A 19,530-nucleotide genomic window follows, 5' to 3' on the forward strand; every position below is an offset into this window, starting at 1 on the left:
TTAAGGCGCTCCGGCCTGAACGGGAACTGAAGTGCTGCCCTTTGCCTGCATTTCAGCGGCCTCAGCGGCAGTGATACGGTTCATGAAGCCGGTCATCCGCTCGATAATGGAATGGCTTCCGCGCCACGGGCTGGCGGTGGCCATGATAATCAGATTGTGGTCCATTTCATCAATGAAGTGCGTCTCGACCTGGCCGTTCAGCCCTTTCAAGGCCTCAGTCAGGGCCACCGTGTTGCGCGGCTTCACCACGGTATCGTCCTGGCCTGTCAGCAGCAGCATGGGCGGTGCATCACCGCGAACGAAATTGATCGGCTGGGTGGCTTCCGGATCGCTGGCGTCCCCGAAGGCCGCGCGCGTGGAATCGCTGTCGAAAGGATAAAAATCATACGGACCAGCAAGGCCGATCACGCCTTTGATGGTGCCCGGCTCCAACCCTTCGCGGCCCAGCCACTGCCGGTCGAGTCCGACCATCGCCACGTTGTATGCGCCCGCAGAATGTCCGGCGATGAATATCGCATCAGGGTCGCCGCCATGGCGGGAAATGTTCGCCTTCGTCCATGCAACCGCTCGCGCCGTGTCTTCCACCATCCCGGGAAATACACCGGCGTCGCCCAACCTGTATCCGGCCAGCACGACAACGAAACCTTCAGGCGCAAGACCGCGCGCAAAGAACCCGTAATCGTCAGGATTGCCGCTACGCCAGCTGCCGCCATGCACGAAAATCAGCACCGGTTTTTCGCCAGCAACTTGGCTGAAATCGCGATAGACGGCGACTTTCTGTGCCGGATCACTGCCCAGGACAACTTTCTCGGCCAGTTCCACGCCCCGGTCGCCGGCCGTGATCCGGTCTACAGTGTCGAGCACCGCGGGGCCGTTGCGGCCAATCGCGAATTGTAGCGCGGCTGCCGCTGCGAGCAGCAGCACAACGATGATCGCTGCAATCCAGATCATGCGCCGTTTTCCCTTGGTTGTCATTTAGCCTGCGGCCTCTGCTACCTGTTCCACCGTCTCGACAATTTCCGCAGCATCGCGGTCGGCCGATAGCCCCGCTTCGCGCAGAAATGCTTCTCCGGTCTGATAATCGCTGCCGAGCCAGAGCGGAACCCCTGCCTCTGCAATGGCTTGTTTGGCCTCGACTTCTTCGCCCGACAAGGCTTCACCTGCGGACCGGATGAATATCGCGGCAATACGGTTGGGGAAATCCGCGGCGATTGATGCGTAGGCGGTCAGGTCGCCCTGCGTGTCGTCGCCAATCAGGGCGAAGCGCATGTCTGGAAAGGCACCAAGGATGGTTTCGATCGAGGCCCGCTTGTGTTCGCCGTGCCCGCCGGAACCGAGCGTCTCGCGGCTCAGGCTCCAGTCGCGCAGCATCACGGGGCCGAGCGGCAGCCCGCGCGACTTCTTGAATGCGACAAGATAGCTGAACAGGTTCCAAGGGCTGGAGGAGACATAGAAGAACGGCCGGCGGGTTGCCGACAGGCGAGTTTCCGAAGCCTGCCCTGCACCTCCGCCGAGCGCTTGGTAAAATCCGTCCACCCCGGGCACATGCTCGCGCTGATGCGGCATTTGCGCCAGCACCCGCTTCCAGTTCCGGCGCACCGCCTTAAGGCTGCCGGTGATGCCGGTTTCAATGATTGTATCGTCGATGTCGGATATGACCGCCAGATCGGTATCGGCACCTGGGGCAAGGATATGACATTCGGCCTCTCCTGCGCCGCCTGTCCATTCCAGCTTGCCGACGTGCCACAGCGCGGTCGGCGGCAGCGGCCAGTCATCCACTTCTATCTCGAAATGGACGAAGCCTTCCTCATCTGTTTCCTGCGTGCGGGTTAATTCAGAGCCATCCTCGCGCGTGATGGTCAGCGAAACCTGAAGCCCGGCGACCTCATGCGAGATGAATTGCGACAGCATCGTGCGGACGGAACGCAGCATTCCCTCTGCATTGAAATCGGCGACATTCCCTCGCAGAGCGCGTGCGGAAATGGACAGGATTTCGCTGCTTCGGTAACCGAAGAAGGGCTGAACCCGGGGCGGAGCATTGGTGAAGAATGGCACCGCGCGACGCTAGACATCTTGCGGTGCAATTCAATAGCAGTTCCGGTGATTTATCCGGCGACCTTGCGGGCAACTTTCTCAAGCAGCGGAATATCGTCGGAAACTTCGGCAACGAACACGATTTCGCCGCTGTCCAGCCGGCGTATCAATACTGCACCGAATTCCGCGCCATCTGCCGAAATTTCGCTCAGCGGGCGGTGTTCCAATTCGCGCAGCTTTTCTGCCAGAGCCGGACGAATTTCATCAACCGGGTCGACTGTCTTTCCGCTCTCTTCCTTGCGGATGCGGCGTTCGGCCTGAACCACGGCCTTGAGCCCGCCTTCCGCTTCGGACAGGAAGCGAGCCAGCCCCCGGCGCTCGATCTCGAGGCGCTGCGCATGCTGCAGAACGGCAGCATATTCGGTTAGGCGTGTCTTGTCGTAATCGGCACCGAAAACCAGCTTGACCACTGGCGTCATTGGCGCACGTTCCTGCACCGTAAGGCCGTTTTCCTCGATCAGTTCTTCGAAATCTTCGGGCGATTCCTGCGCAGCCAAGCTCACATCATATGCGCGGCCCACTGCGTTATACAGTGCGGTGCGGGTGCGGTCTTCTGACGTGTTGGCGATCTGCGCCAGTTCGCGCGCTTCGGCCAGGCAATCATACAGATCGCCTTCCGCAGCGTCAGAAGCGCCAAGCAGTACGGTTTCCGCAGCCGGAACCTCTTCCTCGATCTCTGTTGCGGGGGCAGCAGGCTCTTCCTGCTCGTCAAACCCTGCGGGAGCATCGGCGAGGCCTGTGTCCGGGACGCCGCTGATGCGGAGATCATCATCTGTGTCGAAATCTTCCAGCTCTTCGATGTCTTCTTCATCGAGATCATCGTCGAAGTTGTTTTCCGAGGTTTCGAACATCGAACCGAGGCCGTGGCCAAGCGTCTTGGTCTTTTTCTTGAGCAAAGGTGACGCGCCGAGCGGGGCTACGCCGTCTTCGCTGCCGTCTTCGCCGCCATAATCCGCGCCGCCGGACAATTGATCTTCTGCGCGCATGGAGGCCAGGGGATCGTGGAATTGTTCGCCGTCGTCGGCGTCTTCCCAATCGTCCTCGTCGAAGCTTCCCGCTAGCGGGTTCTGCTTGCGCTCGCGCGGCTGGATCAGGGATGAAAGGCGTTGGACAGCCGCTTCATCTGCGTCTTCCAAATCATCGTTTGCAGTGATTTCTGCCGAATAGTCTGCGTTGTCCGCGCCGAATGCCGGGGCAGGGAAGCCCTCTTCCTCTTCCCCTTCGGGCTCGCTGTCTTCGAACTCGCCGAGGTCGAGCATACCGCTCGCATCGATGGTTCCGATCTCGTTTTCGAGGTCTAGCGGTGCGTCGATCGGATCGGCGATGCCATCGGCGTCTGCATCCGATCCCTCGGCTTCCAGCTCACCGCTATCCAGCGCCTGGTCAATTTCCAGCAGCAGTTCATCGGTTGTGATCTGGTCGGCCATTTCCTTCCAGTTGATCACTCCGTAAATGAAATCGATCGTGTCGCCGTCACTTGAGTAAGGCAGCAGGATGCCGCGGTACAGGATCGTCACGCCGCGCTGGTTTACGAATTCGGCTTCGAACCCGATCGGCGCTTGATTCGCGAGAATCTGCATGTAGTGATCGGTAATTCGGCTAAGCAGCGACCGGCTCGGCACGTCCGATAGGCGCTCGATTTCGTCATGCGTACCGCACTCGCCCGCAAGTTCGTTGCCAAGGTACTGGATTGCCGGATCTTCAATGCCCGAGGTGAAATCGAGCAGCACGCTGAAAGGCCCAAAATCGTTGATAGTTTCAGGCTCAAGGTCTTCGATTGATGGGAAGCTGCGGTCTTCCAGCAGGCTGGCCCAGTGGTTGTAGGCACGCACTTGCATACGGCGCTCGTCCGTACCGATTGCCGCAGGCGGCAATTCGCGTCCGGTTTCGTCTTCACCATCGTCGAAGTCGCGATCGTCGGCATCGTAATCAGCCGAGCTGAAATTTCCGCGAAACGTGTCCATGGCCCGAAAAGCCCCCTTGGTAAAAGTTCAAGGGACCTTTTGGCGGCGTGTAGTAAATATACTGTTAAGTGCGTTTCTTTGCGCCCGCGATGCAATGGCGTCTGGAAGGGTCATGAAAACCCTTGTGTTACAGCATGTAACGCATGCGGATCGGCTGCGATTGATCTGCTGCTGTGACGTCAAACGCAGCATCGCGGAATTTTGGCGGACCCATCCTGACCTTTGCATCGCGGGAGAAGCCGAAGCCTTCGGTAGGCATCATCATCAGTGCGCGATCAGCCTTTCCGTTGTCATTCTCGTCATGCAGCAGAGCGATTGCGTATCGTCCGGGCTTCACGTTGCGGAAGGTGAAAGACACCGTTTCCGCCGCAGGAACGACCACGCTGTAGGCGTTTGCGTCACCCCGGCATTTGGGAAACCGGTCTGCGTTGGTCGTCATACAGGCGCGGACCACGCCCTTGGCTGAACGGAGTTCCGTGGCTGTAACCTTGATAGAAGCGCCGACCGGTTCAGGCCGAACCGGGGCATTGCCCGCCAGCAGGGCTGCCGCCGGCGCGAATATCACTATTTTGCAAAAGCGTCCGAAATGCCGCGATCTGTCCCGCAGACCCTGTCCCAGAACCGGAAGTATAGGCCGAAATTGCATGTGTATGCCTCGTGATGACGCTGGTGGTGGCTGGCGGTTATCAGCCAGTTCCCCAACCTTGAATGAACAAGCGCGCGGGGGAACATTTCCCACCCCATGTGATTGGTGACGCCCATGATTGTCATGATTGCCAATACCAGTCCCAGAATGCCGATATGGACCGGGATCAGAAATACCAGCGCCGGGATGACAAAGGCCCCGCTGATGGCCTCGACCGGATGGAAACTCATCGCTGCCCAAGCGGTTGGCGGGCGGCTGGCGTGATGTACGGCATGGGCGATCTTGAACAGGCGGGGCTGATGCATCCAGCGATGCGTCCAGTAAAACCACGTATCGTGCAGGAACAGATATGCGAAAAGCGATACCGGCAGATACCATAGCGGAAACTCGGACAGGTCGGTGTAAATCCGGGTCCAGCCCAGGTTTTGCCAGCCCCACGCAACTACGCCGGCAGGGATACCGTAAATAGCGGCTGAGAGCAGCGACCAGCCGATTTCCGACCGGATCTGCCGCGACAGCTTGCCATACAGGCCTGGCCTAACGCGCTTGGTTGCCCAGGCAAACATTCCGCTGGTCAAAAGATAACGCACCGCGACAATCGCCGTCATGGCAATTGCAGACAGGAGGATCGCGGTCATCATCATTGCTGTATGCCGCAGGCGGGGCCGATGCGACAGGCCCTAATTGCTGAAACAGCCAGGCCGCTTCAGCCCTGTGTGCGGGCCCAAGCCGAGCATTCAGGGTCACTCGCAGTTACCTGCCGCCTCAACGAAGCCCGCGCCAATCGTTCTATTTCGACTTTACGGCGCGCGGCAGCCAGCGGGTGCGAAGGGGCAGGTCTGATGATTTCCGCATCGTAGGAATCCGCAACGATGATCCCGCAGCAATCCGGCTGGTATGCCTCTGTTTCCAGGGGGGAGCGGTCGAGGCCGGGCGGAACGCCCCAGTAAAAACGGTCGCAGAAATCAAGATAATCGGGCCACTTGTTGTCGCCCAGCAGATCCGCCCGGCTGACCTTTATTTCAACGATCACGATCCGGCCTTTGGGGTCCATGCCCATCAGGTCCGCCCGGCGCCCGTTGCGCAAGGGCATTTCGGGCAGGCACCAGATATCGTTACGGCCGAACAAGCGCAGGATACCGCGCGAGAGGGACTTGGCATCTAGCGGCGCAGCGACTTCAGAACCACGCCGCGCGCTGGCCGCGGCATTCGCGGCGGTGTTGGTCTGGTTCGGGTGAATCACTGATGTCTGAGCCATGCCTCTTGTTGGAACATAGCAAGAACTTGGTCAAGATGGTGCAGGCAAACTGGCCTTAAAAATTCATGCGGACCGGCGCGGCCCCATCGCGCCGCTTTCCGGTAGCAGTGCAAGCAAGGCATCGCGCGCCGCGACATATTCATGCCACAGAGTCAGTGCGGCGGACGTGCCGTTTTGTCCGCGTGCCTTGGTCGCAAGCAGGGCGGCGAGGCCCGGCTGCATCATCGCGGCCATGTCCGAAACCTGATTCCGCGCCAGATCCAGCTGCCAGCCATCGACATCCCTGATCAGCGCGGGAAAATTGCGCATTTTCTGCGAAGGTTTCTCAGCAGGCATTCCCGCCAGCATCGCCACCGCTGCTGCGGCATCCTGCACCGCAGCCCATTGGCGGCTCAAATTATTACTCGCGGCGACCTTGTGGTCGGCCCGGTCGGGCGTGAGGAATTTGGTTGGAGAGGCGTCCATAGGATTCGCCTTTTACGCCCGATCGCTTGCCAAATCGCTAACGCGGCTCCCCGGCGATATGCCAGCTCGCTTCACGATAACCGAGTTGCGCCGCGATTCCTCCGGTCAGTTCGCGAACCAGATCGCGGTCAGCCGCGCTCAATCGCATGCGCCATTTGTCCAGAACCGCCTCGCTGTCGCGCCGGATATAAGATGCAGAACCGGAGAAATCGGTGCCTGCTGATTGCAGGTTTTTGGCAAGGAAGGTCTTCACCGATGCACTCTGCCTCGCGCCGGCAAATGCAAACAGGGCATCGACCGTATCCCGCGTTTGGCTCACCAACCGATCTTGCGACAGCAGGAATGTGCGAGGATCAGGCAGGAGGAACTGCGCCGCGAAACCATAGACGATTCGCCACAGATGCGCTGCCTGTTCGGTGAGCGGCGGAGGGGCATTCGCCAACTCGCTTATCGTACCGGCTTCTCCTGGCAAGGCCTCAAGCAAGGCTGGCTGCATCAGATTGTTGAAGTCGAAAGCGCGTCCTGCCCTGACAAAGCTTTCCGCGAAAGCGCAAGGATGCCTGACCGTCAGCACGACTTTCAGACCATCCTCTGCCTGCAAAGTCCGCGCGGAAAACGCCATGAACGGGTCCTTGAGGATCGCCGGCCTGGGTGCAAGTCGCATCGGAAGTCTACGCTGTGCGTACCGCAACACTCGCATCGCATCACGCGGTGATCGTGCGCCTGAGGCTCTTGTTGCGATCTGCTCAGTCAGATCGCCGGCAGCCAGCGCTTGCTCGAGAAATCGGCGCAGCTCACTGTAACGGGCGGCATCGTAATATTCATACCACCGCTGCGGCTGGATCGAATCGTAACTGAGCGTCGGCTGCGGGTTGGTCGGTTCGTGCAGAAGGTGAAATTCATCTGCTGCAGCAAGCAACCGCCCTGCCAACGTCGTCATCGAATAGTGCGTACCCGTGACGACTATAGAAGAGCCGAGCAATCGACTGGATGGAACGCCGGCAGACATGCCCTTCCTTATGCAGCGGTGCCGTTTGCAGCAAGCTGCACGAATAACGCTGGCAAGCCGCAACCCGCTTTGCTAAGCGCCCTCCCCTGACTGATCGGCACCCGTAGCTCAGCTGGATAGAGCGCTGCCCTCCGAAGGCAGAGGCCAGAGGTTCGAATCCTCTCGGGTGCGCCAGTTTTTCAATGACTTAGATTGAGGCACTCTCGAGCGTACGTAACGGATACGGAAAACGGGGGGCGCAGAATTGAGTCAATGGTTCGAGCTTTGTCGTGCCAAATTGAATGCATGGGCTTGGCAAATGATTGGGAACAGGTGCAACGTGCCTGAATGCCCAACCAGAAAGAAAACGCTGAAGCCCTCATCTCGCCAATAGAGAGACAGTTTCGAGATGCAATTCGCTCGCAAAATCGGCTTGTGAATTTTTTGGCGATTCTTGGGGTACCAACAGGACTTGCAATATGGCTTGGTGCAATCGACGCAGATAAGGTTGGTGCCGTTTGGTTCTGGATAACGATAATTGTTTTGTTCGCCCTTCAGGTCACACTTTATTCTGTATCCAATAAACATGCAGAAACGGTGCCCGTCCTGCATTTGGCAAATGCAGAACTTCAGGCGACGCAAGACAGACTGAACGATTATATCGCAGACAATGAAGCCTTAAGCGATTGGCTCATCACGGCAAATCAGTTGGGAGCCTATTGGGCAACTTATCAGGCCCTAATTGCAACGACATGCCCGGATGATGATCAGAAAATCGGTGATTCATGTCGAATTGCCCTAACCCCTATGATGGAGGCCGCCGACGTCCTGTTTGGCTTCGAATTTGCAGATAGCTGGTCTGTAGCCGTTTATCGTTTCAATGAAACAACAAAGCGGCTTGAACCTGTCTGGTGGAATCGGAGCGACGACCATCCGTCATCAGGTACGCCGCGCGAATGGAGGTCAGGTGATGGTCACGTCGGATCGGCATTTATGCAAAATAGGGTCTTGTTCACGAACGATATTGTGCATGATGAAACGGCTATCTTGCTGAAGCCCAGTGCATCAAATTCTAAAGAATACGATGATGAGGTTTACCGGTCCTTTATCTCTGCGCCGATCATGTTGGATCTTGAGCCGACACCCCAGCAATTCGGCGTATTGGTGCTGACTAGCAATCAATCGGGGCGATTCAATGAGCAAAATAAATCCATAGTTGGGCATGCGTCTCAAGTCCTTGCACACCTTTTTGATTGGCGATCTCGCTTGCAGCCAAGTCCGAAATAACCTAGATTCATTTACATGGCAGGTAAGAAAGACATAAATTCGCGAGATGCGGCGGCTGCGGCCGTTACGGGCCTAAGAGTCGTAGCCAGCGAGCGGTCTTTCCCGAAATTTAGTGCGGCCTATGTTTTACGCGGCGGTACCGGAGAGGTTGCATATAACCTCACCAGAGCCATCGAGCGCCCTGCAAGAAAGCGCCTTTCAAAGATTCGTATGCTCGCAGGGGCCTCTTAAAAATAATTGGGCCTTGCTCTGATTGAGCGTCAGCCACACTGCTTGAGCGAACGTGCGAAGATGTTGTGCATGCCCCTCGCGCGCGGGCGAGAAACTGTATTCTCGATAAAGCTAATCGTTGGCCCCGATGTTCCCGCTCAATCACTGCAGCGATTGGACCCGCCCCTCCCCTCGGCTCGCGCTTTCTTGCCGATATTTTGAGAGGTGCTGCACCGCTTGCCCAGAATTAATCCTTGGGGCTTATCTCGGCTACCGCCCTTCAGAATGTACTCAAGCGCAGCCTCGCAATTTATCTGGTGCAAAGCGGGATTGGTCCGTTCCAATCCGATGCGTCCGCCAATCGGAGCGCTGCGAATGGTCTTCGCAGCATAGGGGCGGCCCGTTATCTGCCTGAGCCATCGCTTTTGCGCGGCTGGCAAACCTAACACGCAACCGGATGGAATGTAGATCAGCAAGTGGCAATGCCAACATTTGCCGCCTGCATTTTCGTGAACCCACACCCAAGCTGTCCGGGTTCCCCGGCGCCCCAGCCATTTGGTCAGCTTGTCAACAAATGCCCCGGTCGCCTCCGCCATGCTCTCAAGAGGCACGCCAGCGGCTTTCCAGTGAATTGTGATCATTCTGGTCAATGGGAGGCCAATCGCGCCGGAATGACGCTCAGCGGCCCGTAAATTGGCTTCCTGAGCCCTTGTCAGCGCGATTGATTGCCTGTCTGCACGGTTGCGAGCGCCGCCCCTCCCTTTTGCTGGTGCAGAATTGGCTGCCTCACTTTGGTTTAAGTATCTAATTGCATGATGCGTGCCATTGTCCGCAAGCGTCGCAATTCGGCGGTTTTCTGTAAGCGGGCGCGCGTTTGAAACTTCACCGAAAGTCGCCCCCCGGTGAAGTTTCAATGAAGCGCCATGCTTAGCGATGTTTGCGCTCTTTGAAGGCATGGCAAGGCCGATCACGCGGCGTTCTTAGTGATGGTGTCACCATCATTTGCGGCCACCCAAACAATGGCCGCTTTGCCGCTTGAGTTAAGCCGCCGCTTCCCGCTGTCCCGGATCAATCCTTTGTGCTTCAATTCGCTTGTGCGCGGTTGGATTGAATAACGGTCCATATCGAGCTTGGTGGCCAATTCATCCGCTGTAAGCCCGCGTTGCTTTGCTGCTTTGATCGCAGCTTGAGCGAGCCTTTGCAGTCGCCCTAATTTGGGGGCAATCGCATTGGCAGCGGCAACAGACGTATCGACATTGCGATGACCGGGTGCGTCGGGATAACCGCTCATTTTGCGCCTCCCTCGGCTAGAGGAGGCAGTTCGTGCTTCTCAAGCAGCTTTGAAAGCCAATCTGCCTGAGCCTCGCTCATAGGAGAAGGATCGACGGCAATCTGCCCCAGGAATTGCCCTGCCTTGCGCGTGAGACGGTACTCGCCATTGAGCAAGGCAAGAGCCGCTAAGCGGTGTTCACTGAAGGGGCGTTCAGTCATTTACGGCCTCCCCGAAACACAGTCTGGCAAGCTCTCGCGCCGTTGAAGGCGAGAGGCAAAAGCGAGAGGTTAGTATTTGCGCTTGGCGCTTTTGTGTTGTAACTGAAACTTGCAACCAGCCGCCAAGTTGATTGCGCGAGACCGGGGCGATGACAGCGCCCCGGTTTTGCTTTTTGGGAGGAATGCTCATGCGCTCTCTCCCGCACCATAAGTTGGAAGACTGGCGAGGTAGGCTTCCAATTCAGCAACTGGGATAAGTGTTCGCCGTCCCGCTTTAATCGCTCGCAATTCCTGCTTTCGTAGAGCTTCATAAATTCGGGATCGCGATAGGCCTGAAACCTGCACGGCTTCTGGGATCTGATAGTTCAATGGCGGTGCCATTATTCTTCATCCTTTGCACCGTCACACGAAGGCGTGATTGCCCGGACGTTGCAGGATTTGGTGTAAGCCAACCGCTGGATTCGCTCTGGGATGCAAACTTGTCCGCTATCGGACAAAACGCCAAAGCGGCACGCCGCTTACAAGATTTTGCCTCTCAATTGTCCTCGCCCATTCCTCTGCCTGCTCAAGAGCAGGTGCCACCCAAACAGGATCAAACACGATTGCTTCGAGATCTATTGGTTTGGAGGCATTTCTGCGCTCTTGACTTACGGCCTTAGAGAGCTTGTTCCATTCAGCAATTGCCGTTGAGTCATTAGCGGCACGTTCGCGGTTTTGTGAGATCGCCCGCATCTTTGCCTCTAGCCGCTTTTGTCTCTCGGTTGGCTGTTCGCGGTCAATTGCCGCCTGAGCAATCTCATTGGCTGCGGCCAAGGCCATGTGCACGATTGGCCGGCGCTTCCACCAAATGCTTTTCCTGATGTTTCCCGCATCGTCTTCTTCTGGGATTGTCTCCGTGAGTTCGCCACTCTGAAAACCGGCCTGCCTATTCGGCGCAGTGTTCCACTTGTTTGCCGCGAGCGACCGCAATGTGACATGGCTGAACCCTTGAAACCAACAATGCTGATCGCGAGCGCTGCTCAATATAATCGCTTGTAACCAGCGCGCTGCCTCGAATGCCTTCCAAAGGTCTTCTGAGAATGTTTTCAGCTTCGGTTCAATGCGGCTTCGCTGGAAGGATTTGGGGTGCAAAAAATCCAGTCCAGGAGTGGGCTCACCTCTAAATCTTTTTCTTGCAAAAAACCATGCTTGAAGCAGCTTCCCTCCGGCTTCCAACTTGCCTTGATTGTGTGGCCTCGCAATGCACGCCAGTATTTGCATAGCAGCTAGCAAATCATTCTCTGTCACGCGCACAATCGGACGATGATCACTGGTCAACATCGCTAAAGCGCCAGTTCACCAAGCGCCTTTACCGCCGCATCGCTGGCAAGGTGCCCGTAGTGCCGTTCGATCATCTCAGCACTTGTGCCTGAAATTTGCGCAATGGTGAGCAAAGGAAGGCCAGCGCTTACAAGGTCAGTTATCGTGCTGTGCCGCAATGTGTAGGCAGTCGCTCCGGCTGGCAGTTCCGCTGCCTTCACTGCCGCCGCTATGGGCTTTTTCCAGCTATTCTTATCCCAAGCCTTGCCGTTCCCTCGCATAAACATCGGCGCGGTGGGCAGTTTGTCTTTTGACTGCTCCACCATCAGCCCTGTCGCCTCGGCTGGCAATTGGATACGCCGGGGTTTCCCTGTCTTATCCTTGCCGATTGTTAGCTCACTGGTGCGTTTGTCAAAGTCACCAGCCGTAAGCGCTGCCAATGCGCCGGGGCGAAGCGGCAAGAGACACAGTGCCCGCACAAATGGTGCAATCTCACTGTCAATCGCGGCAAGCAGTTTCTTGCGCTGTACACGGTCAAGATAAAGGGTGCGCTGCCTGTCTGCATTCCGAATGGCTTGCAGCGCCTCTTGCCAAGCGGCCTCGCTATTCGGCGCACCGGGCGAAAGCACTTTGGTAAGTGCGGCACGCAGCACCGCCATATCGCGATTAACCGTTGAAGGGGCGCGACTGCGGGTGCGCGTCTCTCCGTCCTTGTTCCTGCTCACTAGGGAAGGGGTCTGCTCCAGCCGCTTTCGCCACTCGGCAACGTGCCGCCGCCTTAGCTTGTCCAGCTTCACCTTGCCCAAAGGATCGCTGTAAACGTAGCGCTTGAAGCGTGCCTCGGCCTCGGTTTTGCTCTTGGCGTAATCGCGGCAAGCATCTGAAACCGTTTCGAGCTTGGCGCGTATCTCCCCGCCTGCTTCAACCAATTCCGCCAGTTTCTCGGCTTCCTTTTTCGCGGCTGCAAAGCGCGCATTGCCTACCAGCTCCCCAAAGTCGCCAAGAGCCTTTAGCTGATACTTGCCGCTGTCCTCGTCATAGGCTCGCGCAATCCATGAGCCCGGTCCGCTTCGCTTTGATGGACGAAAGCCAAGAAAGCATCCGGCCCGCAATCGCTGCCAATGCGGCTCGCGCTGCTTCTTCAGCTTTTTCCGCTCGCCAACCTTGCTCAAATCCAGCGCCATTGCGCACCGCCCTTTCGTTCCGTACGTAATAAGTACGGAATACAACGCGGGACGGAATCGGACAAGAGGGAACACAAGGTACTGCGAAAACACGGTTTCTATTGTCCGACTTTATCCGGGCTTATAGCGAAACCCTGCCCTCCGAAGGCAGAGGCCAGAGGTTCGAATCCTCTCGGGTGCGCCATATTTCTATTTATGCGCGGTTTGCGCATTATGTGCAGAACCATTGGTCCAGCCATTCCGGAAAATATCAGACGCCAGGGGCCACGCGGCGATTGAGCGCGGCTGTGCAGCATTGCGCCCTATCTTCATCGTTCAGCGTTCGATTGAAGCTGGGTGAAAGCAAACGGTCGCCGCGAGGCCAGAAGGTGTATTGCTGAGATCGAGTGTCAGTCCCAGCGCATCCGCGAGATCCCGGGCAATTGCCAGGCCGAGGCCTGAACCGCTTTTTTGGCGGTCGAACCGCGAGCCGATCTCGAAGGCATGTGAGAGTTCTTTCTCCGTCATTCCGCAACCGTCGTCGATCACACGCGCGGTGAATGACTGGTTCGGCTCGCACGCGAATTGCAGCTTGACCTCGCGCGTCGCCCACTTCCCTGCATTGTCGAGCAGGATCGAGAGCAATTCGGAATAATCGACTTCATCCAGCGGCAGTTGCACGCCGTCGCAATTGCTGGTCTCCAGAACAAAGTGCTTGTCCGGATGCAGCCTTTTCATGGCTCGCAGTATCGGCTCTGCTACTTCCGGCAGGCGCACCCAACGCGCGCTATACGGTTGCCCGGTCGAAGAACGCGCGCGGGCGAGTTGGAAATCGATCTGCTGCTCCATCGCGTGTGCCTGGTCGAGCAACACTTTCGACGGTTCGCGCCCCCCGGCTGTCTCGCCCAGTCGTTCCGCCTCGTCGGTGATCACAGCGAGCGGGGTGCGCAGTGAATGAGCCAGGTTGCCTGCCTGCACCCGGCTCTTGGCAATCATCTCGGCATTCTGGTGCAGGTAAGCATTCAGGTCTGCGACCAGCGGCGCGATTTCCGCTGGATACCGACCTTCTAGATCCTGCGCTTCGCCTCGCCGCAATCGACCAATCGCAACCGACAGCCGGTCCAGCGGATGCAGACCGAAGCTGATGATCGCCATCCCGGTCGCCAGCAGAAATACACCAAGACCGACAAGCCACATCGAGAGGTCCCGGGTGAAACTGCCGATCAACCTGTCGAGTTCGCTCTGATCGGTGGCGATGACGAAGTGGATATCCTCGCCCGACGGCCCCTTGCTGGTGAAGCCATAGGTTATGGCGGGCCCGGAAGGGCCATTCTCTAGCGTGTGCAGGATCTCGGGCGAATGAGCGATATGTTCGTCCAGCGTCCCGCGGGTCATGGATTCCGATCGCAAGGCCTGCCGGTTCCGAGCAGTGATCTGCCAGTAGAAGCCAGACAATGGCTCCTCGTAGCGCGGGTCGGACAGGGGCCGTGTCAGTCGCAATTGTCCATCCGGCCCAACCTCGGCCAGCCGCCCCAACTCGCGGACATGGACCTCCAGTTCCTCGTGATAGGATTCCTCGACATGCTTGCTGAAGATGCCCACAGCCGAAAACCAGATCGCACCGATACCCAACACGACCCACAGCGTGATCGCCAGAAGGAATCGCAGCCGCAGGCTGCCGGGTACGGGACGGCTGCTCATTTCTCGAAACGATAGCCCATGCCGCGCAGGGTGACGATATGCTCGCGCCCAATCTTGCGGCGCAACCGGCCGACCAGCACTTCAACCGTGTTGAGCTCGCGATCGGCATCCAGCTCATACAGGTCATCGAGGATATCGGCCTGCGACATGACCTGTCCGGCACGGCGCATAAACAGGTGAAGCAAGCGAAATTCCTGTTTGCTAAGCGCCAGCGGGACGCCAGCGTGTTCGACCGTTCGGGCAATTGGATCAAGCGACAGGTCGCCAATCTCGAGCAAATTGTTACGTGTGCCTTGCTGACGCCGGAACAGCGCATTGAGCCGCGCCTGTAATTCTTCGAACCGCACCGGTTTGACCACAAAATCGTCTGCTCCGGCGTTGAGCCCTTCGACCTTGTCCTGCCAGCTGCCGCGTGCGGTCAAAATCAGGATCGGGGTTTCGACCCTGGCATTGCGCCAATGTCGCAAGAGATCGATCCCGTCGCCATCAGGCAGGCCGAGATCGAGGATGATCGCTGCCATTGCCCCGACATCGGGCCAACCTTCCGCTTCGCTGCGGCAGGTTGCCAGCTCCACGGCGAAATCTGCCGCGCGCAGGCGATCACTCAGCCGCCGGCCAAGTTCGGGATCGTCTTCTACCACCAGCAGGCGCATAGCCGGAGCCTTCCTCAACAATTGGCGGCACTATGGTACGTAAAACTGACAATATCCTGCCAAACTGACAAGTTGTTGTCAGCTTCATAAAGCAAAAGGGGCGGCATGAAGCCCCGTCTGTTCGCCTCAATCGCCCTGCTTGCCGCTCTCGCGGCGCTTCCGGCCTGTTCTGACACCGTCGAGACCGAAACCGCTCCCGATGCTGCCGCCGATCCGCTGGCAGGCCTGGCCATAGATGCAGTCAAAGTAAGCGAAGTTGGCGATCTCCCGCTCGGCACGGTGCTTGGAATGGTGACATTGCCGCCAGAGGCGCGGGTCGCAGTTACCACCCCTTTCCCCGGTGCCGCAGTGAGGGTCTATGTCATCGAAGGGCAAGCGGTTCGCCGCGGCCAGCCGCTGGCCTTGGTTCGTTCTGCGGAGCCTGTGCAGATTCGTGGCGACCTGTCGCGTGCCCGGTCTGAAGCCGGCTTGGCCGAAGCGCGTGCCAACCGGCTCACCCAGCTTGCCGAAGAGGGTGTCATCGCTCAAGCGCGCGCCGACGAAGCCAGGGCCGCATTGGCGCAAGCCCGCGCCACCGTCGCCGAACAGCAACGGCTTGCATCACTTGGCGGCGTTGGCCCCGACGGCATGATGACCCTGACCGCGCCGATCTCAGGCCGGGTTGCGCATGTCGGCCCGGAAACGGGCGGGCCAGTAGACGGGATGGAGGCCCCCTTCGTGATAGAGGCCGAGGGCGCCTATCAGGTCGAGCTGCAGCTGCCTGAACGGCTGGCCAAAGCCGTCAGACCCGGCATGCCGGTAGAGATCATGTTGTCTAATGAAGGCGATGAGCGGATCACTGTCGGTGGTCAGATCCTTGCTGTGTCGCCATCGATTGATCCGGCCACCCGTGCCGTGCTTGCGCGCGCCAGTATCGGCGCTGCACCTGGCATTGTTGCCGGACGCAATGTCAGCGTGACGATCAAGGGCAGCGCAGGGACAAAGGGCATGGCTGTTCCCGCCAATGCCGTGACGAAGATCGGCGGAGACGATCACGTTTTCGTGCGCGATGGCAAGGCATACAAACCGCGCAGGGTCACGGTGGTTGCAACCACTTCTGATCAGGCCGTGATTTCCGAAGGGCTGAAGGCGGGCGAGGTCGTCGCCGCGAGCAGCATTGCCGAACTCAAGGCCATGAGCGCGGAGTAGGGCGGCATGCTGCGCAACCTAGTCGAGAGGGCGCTTAACCTGCGTCTTGCGGTGATTGGCCTGGCGCTGGTGCTGGCAGGCATCGGTGCGTGGTCTTTTGCCAAGCTTCCCATTGATGCCTTCCCCGATATCAGCACCACACAGGTAAAGATCATTCTCAAAGCGCCGGGGATGACGCCGGAAGAGGTCGAAAGCCGGGTGGTCACCCCGATTGAAATGGAAATGCTCGGCATTCCCGAGCAGACGACGCTCCGCTCGGTTGCGAAATATGCGATTGCTGACATCACCATCGATTTCCAGGACAGCACTGACATCTATTGGGCGCGCCAGCAGGTCGCCGAACGGCTCGCTGCGGTCATGGGGGATTTGCCGGCGACGGTTGAGGGCGGGCTGGCTCCGATCTCCACCCCGCTGTCCGAAATGTTCATGTTCACGCTCGAAGGCCCGCAATCGCTTTCCGAAAAGCGCACGGTGCTGGATTGGACCGTGCGCCCTGCGCTGCGCACGGTGCACGGGGTTGCGGATGTCAACGCGCTGGGCGGCTATGTCGAGACTTTCGAAGTTGCGCCACGGGCTGCGTCTCTTGCTGCAGCGGGCCTCTCGACCGCAGATCTTGCTGAAGCCATCGAGATGAGCAACCGCAACGATGGCGCAGGCCGTCTGACCAGCGGTGAGGAATCCCTCATCGTCCGCTCCACCGGAGCAATCCGCACACTGGAAGACCTCGCCGCTGTGGTCGTCAAATCCGGCAATGGCGCTGTAGTGCGCGTCGGCGACGTCGCCAGTGTGCGCACCGGCAGCCTCACCCGCTATGGCGCGGTAACCAAAAATGGCGAGGGTGAAGCGGTGCAGGGGCTCGTCATTGCTCTGCGCGGGGCCGATGCCTCCCAAGTTGTCGAAGGGGTGAAGGAACGGCTGGAAGAGATACAGCCCAGCCTTCCCGAAGGCATGAGCATCAATGTTTTCTATGACCGTTCGGACCTTATTACGCGCGCCGTTGGAACGGTTGAATCCGCGCTGCTCGAAGCGACCGTGCTGGTCGTGATCCTGCTGCTTTTGTTTCTTGGCGATATCCGGGCCTCTGTGATCGTCGCGCTGGCCCTGCCAATGGCAGCGCTGCTGACGTTCATCTTCATGCGGTCAATCGGGCTCAGCGCCAATCTCATGAGTCTTGGCGGGCTTGCCATCGCGGTCGGCATTCTGGTCGATGGCGCGGTTGTTGTGGTCGAGAATGTGGTCGAGCGGCTCTCCGATCCCCAACACGCCAAGAGCAGCAAGTTGCACAATGTCTTTATCGCCTCGGCAGAGGTCGCGAAGCCAGTTGCCTCGGGCCTGGCAATTATCGCGCTGGTGTTCCTGCCGTTGCTCACGCTCGAAGGGCTGGAAGGCAAACTGTTCAGTCCCGTGGCGCTGACCATCGTTCTCGCGCTCGCCTCAGCGCTGGTGTTGTCGCTGACGCTGGTCCCGGTGCTGGCTTTCTACCTGCTCAAAGTGAAGCCCGCCCAAGATGAAAGCCATCGCGAACCATGGCTCATGCGCAAGATCTCGCCGCGCTATTCATCACTGCTGGCCGGGTCCTTCGCCCACAAAAGGCGCGTGTTTTCCATAGCGGGTATCGGTCTCGCACTAACCGTTGGCGCTTACAGCGTCACAGGCAAAACCTTCCTTCCGGTGATGGATGAAGGCTCGATCATCGTTCAGCTGACCAAGCTGCCCTCTATCTCCATCGAACACAGCGTCGAAGGGGATTTGAAGGTGCAGCGCGCGATCCTTGAGCAAGTGCCCGAGGTCGAAGCCGTAATCGCCCGCGTCGGCTCGGACGAGCTGGGCCTTGATCCAATGAGCCCCAATGAAACCGACAGCTTCCTTCAGCTCAAACCGCGCGAAGATTGGCGGGTGCAGGACAAGGACTGGCTGCTGGGCGAACTGCGCAAGGTACTGGAGCAGTTCCCCGGTATCGAGCCGACTTTCACCCAGCCGATCGACATGCGCACCTCCGAAATGCTTACCGGCGCGCGCGGTGATCTGGCGATCAAGCTGTTCGGTCCCGATCTCGATGAATTGTCGCGGCTTGCCGGGGAAATCCAAACCCGGTTGGAAACCATTGAAGGCACCAGCGAGGCCGCGACGGTGGCCAATGACCAGGTTGATTATCTGCTGGTCGATATAGACCGTGTTGCGGCGGGACGCGTTGGAATGCCGGTTGCTGACCTGCAGGATATGATGCGCGCCCAGGTCGAAGGCGTAAACGCCGGTATCGTCGCAGATGGTGTGCGCCGGGTGCCGATCATGATGCGGGGCGAAGGATCGGGAAAGCTAACGGCGCAGAGCTTTGCCGATCTGGCCTATCGCGCACCTTCGGGGCAACTTGTGCGCGCAAGCGACGTCGCGCAGGTCAGCCAGGTCGAAGGGCCGGTCAAGCTCGAACACGAAAATGGCTCGCGCTATGCCATGGTGCAGGCTTTCGTCTCGGGCCGTGATCTGGTCGGCTATGTCGATGATGCAAAGGCTGACATCGCTGCCAATGTCACTTTGCCACAAGGGTATCGGCTCGAATGGGGCGGGCAGTTCGAAAATCAGCAGCGTGCATCGGCAAGGCTGATGGTCGTCCTGCCGGTTTCGATCCTGCTGATCTTCGCCATCCTGTATTTCACCCTCGGTTCGGTGCGGGCCTCGTTGTTGATCCTTACCAATATCCCCTTTGCGGTGGTTGGCGGGATGATCGCGCTGGCTGTCTCGGGCGAATACCTCTCGGTTCCTGCCTCTGTCGGCTTCATTGCCTTGCTCGGCATCGCGGTTCTGAACGGGCTCGTTATGGTGACCTATTTCCGCCAGCTGCGGGAAGAGGGGATGCCGCTGCCCGAAGCAGTCAGACGAGGAGCCGAACGAAGGCTGCGTCCTGTTTTGATGACCGCTAGCATTGCGGCCTTTGGCCTTGTTCCTTTGTTGTTTGCGACGGGCCCGGGTTCAGAAATTCAGAAGCCGCTCGCCATCGTTGTCATCGGCGGACTTGTCTCCGCAACGCTGCTCACGCTGGTCCTTCTGCCGATCCTTTACGAACGTTTTGGCGAGAGTGCTGCTGAGCGCGAGGCCGGCGATATGCTGCACCCGGTGGAGGACTGA

At 58.6% G+C, this 19,530-nt stretch carries 19 protein-coding genes and 1 tRNA gene; 4 read left to right on the plus strand and 16 right to left on the minus strand.

The features are described 5' to 3' along the window. The 8 genes from PO778_RS11685 to PO778_RS11720 form a co-directional block, all read right to left on the minus strand. Positions 1–975: an alpha/beta hydrolase gene (locus PO778_RS11685; RefSeq protein ID WP_271439748.1), complete on the minus strand. Its 975-nt coding sequence runs from the start codon at positions 973–975 to the stop codon at positions 1–3. Beyond that, a complete protein-coding gene (locus PO778_RS11690) occupies positions 976–2,055 on the minus strand; it encodes an App1 family protein phosphatidate phosphatase (RefSeq protein WP_271439749.1) in 1,080 nt (359 codons plus the stop codon). Between the two features lie 50 nt (positions 2,056–2,105). Further along, positions 2,106–4,058, minus strand: a complete 1,953-nt coding sequence (locus tag PO778_RS13690) for a PAS domain-containing protein (protein ID WP_438944400.1) — start codon at positions 4,056–4,058, stop codon at positions 2,106–2,108. Between the two features lie 127 nt (positions 4,059–4,185). Further along, the gene (locus PO778_RS11700; protein ID WP_271439750.1) at positions 4,186–4,623 is read right to left on the minus strand and encodes a DUF2141 domain-containing protein; all 438 of its coding nucleotides are present in this window, start codon (positions 4,621–4,623) and stop codon (positions 4,186–4,188) included. Continuing rightward, a complete protein-coding gene (locus tag PO778_RS11705; protein WP_271440037.1) occupies positions 4,623–5,345 on the minus strand; it encodes a sterol desaturase family protein in 723 nt (240 codons plus the stop codon). Before PO778_RS11705 ends, PO778_RS11700 begins: the two co-directional genes overlap by 1 nt. Before the next feature lie 65 nt (positions 5,346–5,410). Continuing rightward, on the minus strand, positions 5,411–5,962 hold the full coding sequence (locus PO778_RS11710; RefSeq protein WP_271439751.1) for an MmcB family DNA repair protein: 552 nt from the start codon (positions 5,960–5,962) through the stop codon (positions 5,411–5,413). A 63-nt stretch (positions 5,963–6,025) separates the two neighbouring features. Beyond that, positions 6,026–6,427 carry a hypothetical protein gene (locus PO778_RS11715; protein ID WP_271439752.1) on the minus strand — a complete coding sequence of 134 codons (402 nt, stop codon included), beginning with the start codon at positions 6,425–6,427 and terminating at the stop codon, positions 6,026–6,028. A gap of 37 nt (positions 6,428–6,464) precedes the next feature. Then, entirely contained in the window at positions 6,465–7,436 is a 972-nt protein-coding gene (locus PO778_RS11720; RefSeq protein WP_271439753.1) for a hypothetical protein, read from the minus strand. A gap of 97 nt (positions 7,437–7,533) precedes the next feature. Between PO778_RS11720 and PO778_RS11725 the strand changes: the two genes are divergently transcribed. Continuing rightward, positions 7,534–7,610 (plus strand) — tRNA-Arg (locus PO778_RS11725). A 153-nt stretch (positions 7,611–7,763) separates the two neighbouring features. Further along, complete coding sequence (locus tag PO778_RS11730; protein WP_271439754.1) at positions 7,764–8,702, plus strand: GAF domain-containing protein; 939 nt, start codon at positions 7,764–7,766, stop codon at positions 8,700–8,702. A 368-nt stretch (positions 8,703–9,070) separates the two neighbouring features. Here PO778_RS11730 and PO778_RS11735 read toward each other — a convergent pair whose 3' ends face one another. The 8 genes from PO778_RS11735 to PO778_RS11770 all read right to left on the minus strand — a co-directional run bounded on the left by PO778_RS11735 (position 9,071) and on the right by PO778_RS11770 (position 15,219). After that, complete coding sequence (locus tag PO778_RS11735; protein WP_271439755.1) at positions 9,071–9,883, minus strand: rolling circle replication-associated protein; 813 nt, start codon at positions 9,881–9,883, stop codon at positions 9,071–9,073. Continuing rightward, entirely contained in the window at positions 9,880–10,203 is a 324-nt protein-coding gene (locus PO778_RS11740) for a hypothetical protein (protein WP_271439756.1), read from the minus strand. The genes PO778_RS11735 and PO778_RS11740 overlap by 4 nt, the downstream gene beginning before the upstream one ends. Then, positions 10,200–10,403 (minus strand): hypothetical protein, encoded by a 204-nt coding sequence (locus PO778_RS11745; protein ID WP_271439757.1) that lies wholly within the window; start codon positions 10,401–10,403, stop codon positions 10,200–10,202. The genes PO778_RS11740 and PO778_RS11745 overlap by 4 nt, the downstream gene beginning before the upstream one ends. 186 nt (positions 10,404–10,589) lie before the next feature. Further along, a complete protein-coding gene (locus PO778_RS11750; RefSeq protein WP_271439758.1) occupies positions 10,590–10,784 on the minus strand; it encodes a helix-turn-helix domain-containing protein in 195 nt (64 codons plus the stop codon). Between the two features lie 105 nt (positions 10,785–10,889). Next, the gene (locus tag PO778_RS11755; protein WP_271439759.1) at positions 10,890–11,723 is read right to left on the minus strand and encodes a hypothetical protein; all 834 of its coding nucleotides are present in this window, start codon (positions 11,721–11,723) and stop codon (positions 10,890–10,892) included. Positions 11,724–11,725: 2 nt separating this feature from the next. After that, positions 11,726–12,886: a tyrosine-type recombinase/integrase gene (locus tag PO778_RS11760; protein ID WP_271439760.1), complete on the minus strand. Its 1,161-nt coding sequence runs from the start codon at positions 12,884–12,886 to the stop codon at positions 11,726–11,728. Positions 12,887–13,201: 315 nt separating this feature from the next. Further along, positions 13,202–14,566 (minus strand): sensor histidine kinase, encoded by a 1,365-nt coding sequence (locus tag PO778_RS11765; protein WP_271439761.1) that lies wholly within the window; start codon positions 14,564–14,566, stop codon positions 13,202–13,204. Then, positions 14,563–15,219 carry a response regulator gene (locus PO778_RS11770; RefSeq protein WP_271439762.1) on the minus strand — a complete coding sequence of 219 codons (657 nt, stop codon included), beginning with the start codon at positions 15,217–15,219 and terminating at the stop codon, positions 14,563–14,565. The genes PO778_RS11765 and PO778_RS11770 overlap by 4 nt, the downstream gene beginning before the upstream one ends. 105 nt (positions 15,220–15,324) lie before the next feature. Between PO778_RS11770 and PO778_RS11775 the strand changes: the two genes are divergently transcribed. Continuing rightward, positions 15,325–16,407: an efflux RND transporter periplasmic adaptor subunit gene (locus PO778_RS11775; RefSeq protein ID WP_271439763.1), complete on the plus strand. Its 1,083-nt coding sequence runs from the start codon at positions 15,325–15,327 to the stop codon at positions 16,405–16,407. A gap of 6 nt (positions 16,408–16,413) precedes the next feature. Beyond that, positions 16,414–19,530 carry an efflux RND transporter permease subunit gene (locus PO778_RS11780; protein WP_271439764.1) on the plus strand — a complete coding sequence of 1,039 codons (3,117 nt, stop codon included), beginning with the start codon at positions 16,414–16,416 and terminating at the stop codon, positions 19,528–19,530.

The organism is Pontixanthobacter luteolus, from assembly GCF_947494915.1.
Lineage (GTDB): Bacteria > Pseudomonadota > Alphaproteobacteria > Sphingomonadales > Sphingomonadaceae > Pontixanthobacter > Pontixanthobacter luteolus.

Coding starts and splice junctions, on each gene's coding strand:
- PO778_RS11780 (WP_271439764.1), top strand. CDS start 16,414: ATGCTGCGCAACCTAGTCGAGAGGGCGCTTAACCTGCGTCTTGCGGTG.
- PO778_RS11715 (WP_271439752.1), bottom strand. CDS start 6,427: ATGGACGCCTCTCCAACCAAATTCCTCACGCCCGACCGGGCCGACCAC.
- PO778_RS11685 (WP_271439748.1), bottom strand. CDS start 975: ATGACAACCAAGGGAAAACGGCGCATGATCTGGATTGCAGCGATCATC.
- PO778_RS11775 (WP_271439763.1), top strand. CDS start 15,325: ATGAAGCCCCGTCTGTTCGCCTCAATCGCCCTGCTTGCCGCTCTCGCG.
- PO778_RS11755 (WP_271439759.1), bottom strand. CDS start 11,723: ATGTTGACCAGTGATCATCGTCCGATTGTGCGCGTGACAGAGAATGAT.
- PO778_RS13690 (WP_438944400.1), bottom strand. CDS start 4,058: ATGGACACGTTTCGCGGAAATTTCAGCTCGGCTGATTACGATGCCGAC.
- PO778_RS11765 (WP_271439761.1), bottom strand. CDS start 14,566: ATGAGCAGCCGTCCCGTACCCGGCAGCCTGCGGCTGCGATTCCTTCTG.
- PO778_RS11750 (WP_271439758.1), bottom strand. CDS start 10,784: ATGGCACCGCCATTGAACTATCAGATCCCAGAAGCCGTGCAGGTTTCA.
- PO778_RS11730 (WP_271439754.1), top strand. CDS start 7,764: ATGCCCAACCAGAAAGAAAACGCTGAAGCCCTCATCTCGCCAATAGAG.
- PO778_RS11745 (WP_271439757.1), bottom strand. CDS start 10,403: ATGACTGAACGCCCCTTCAGTGAACACCGCTTAGCGGCTCTTGCCTTG.
- PO778_RS11770 (WP_271439762.1), bottom strand. CDS start 15,219: ATGCGCCTGCTGGTGGTAGAAGACGATCCCGAACTTGGCCGGCGGCTG.
- PO778_RS11710 (WP_271439751.1), bottom strand. CDS start 5,962: ATGGCTCAGACATCAGTGATTCACCCGAACCAGACCAACACCGCCGCG.
- PO778_RS11720 (WP_271439753.1), bottom strand. CDS start 7,436: ATGTCTGCCGGCGTTCCATCCAGTCGATTGCTCGGCTCTTCTATAGTC.
- PO778_RS11760 (WP_271439760.1), bottom strand. CDS start 12,886: ATGGCGCTGGATTTGAGCAAGGTTGGCGAGCGGAAAAAGCTGAAGAAG.
- PO778_RS11705 (WP_271440037.1), bottom strand. CDS start 5,345: ATGATGACCGCGATCCTCCTGTCTGCAATTGCCATGACGGCGATTGTC.
- PO778_RS11740 (WP_271439756.1), bottom strand. CDS start 10,203: ATGAGCGGTTATCCCGACGCACCCGGTCATCGCAATGTCGATACGTCT.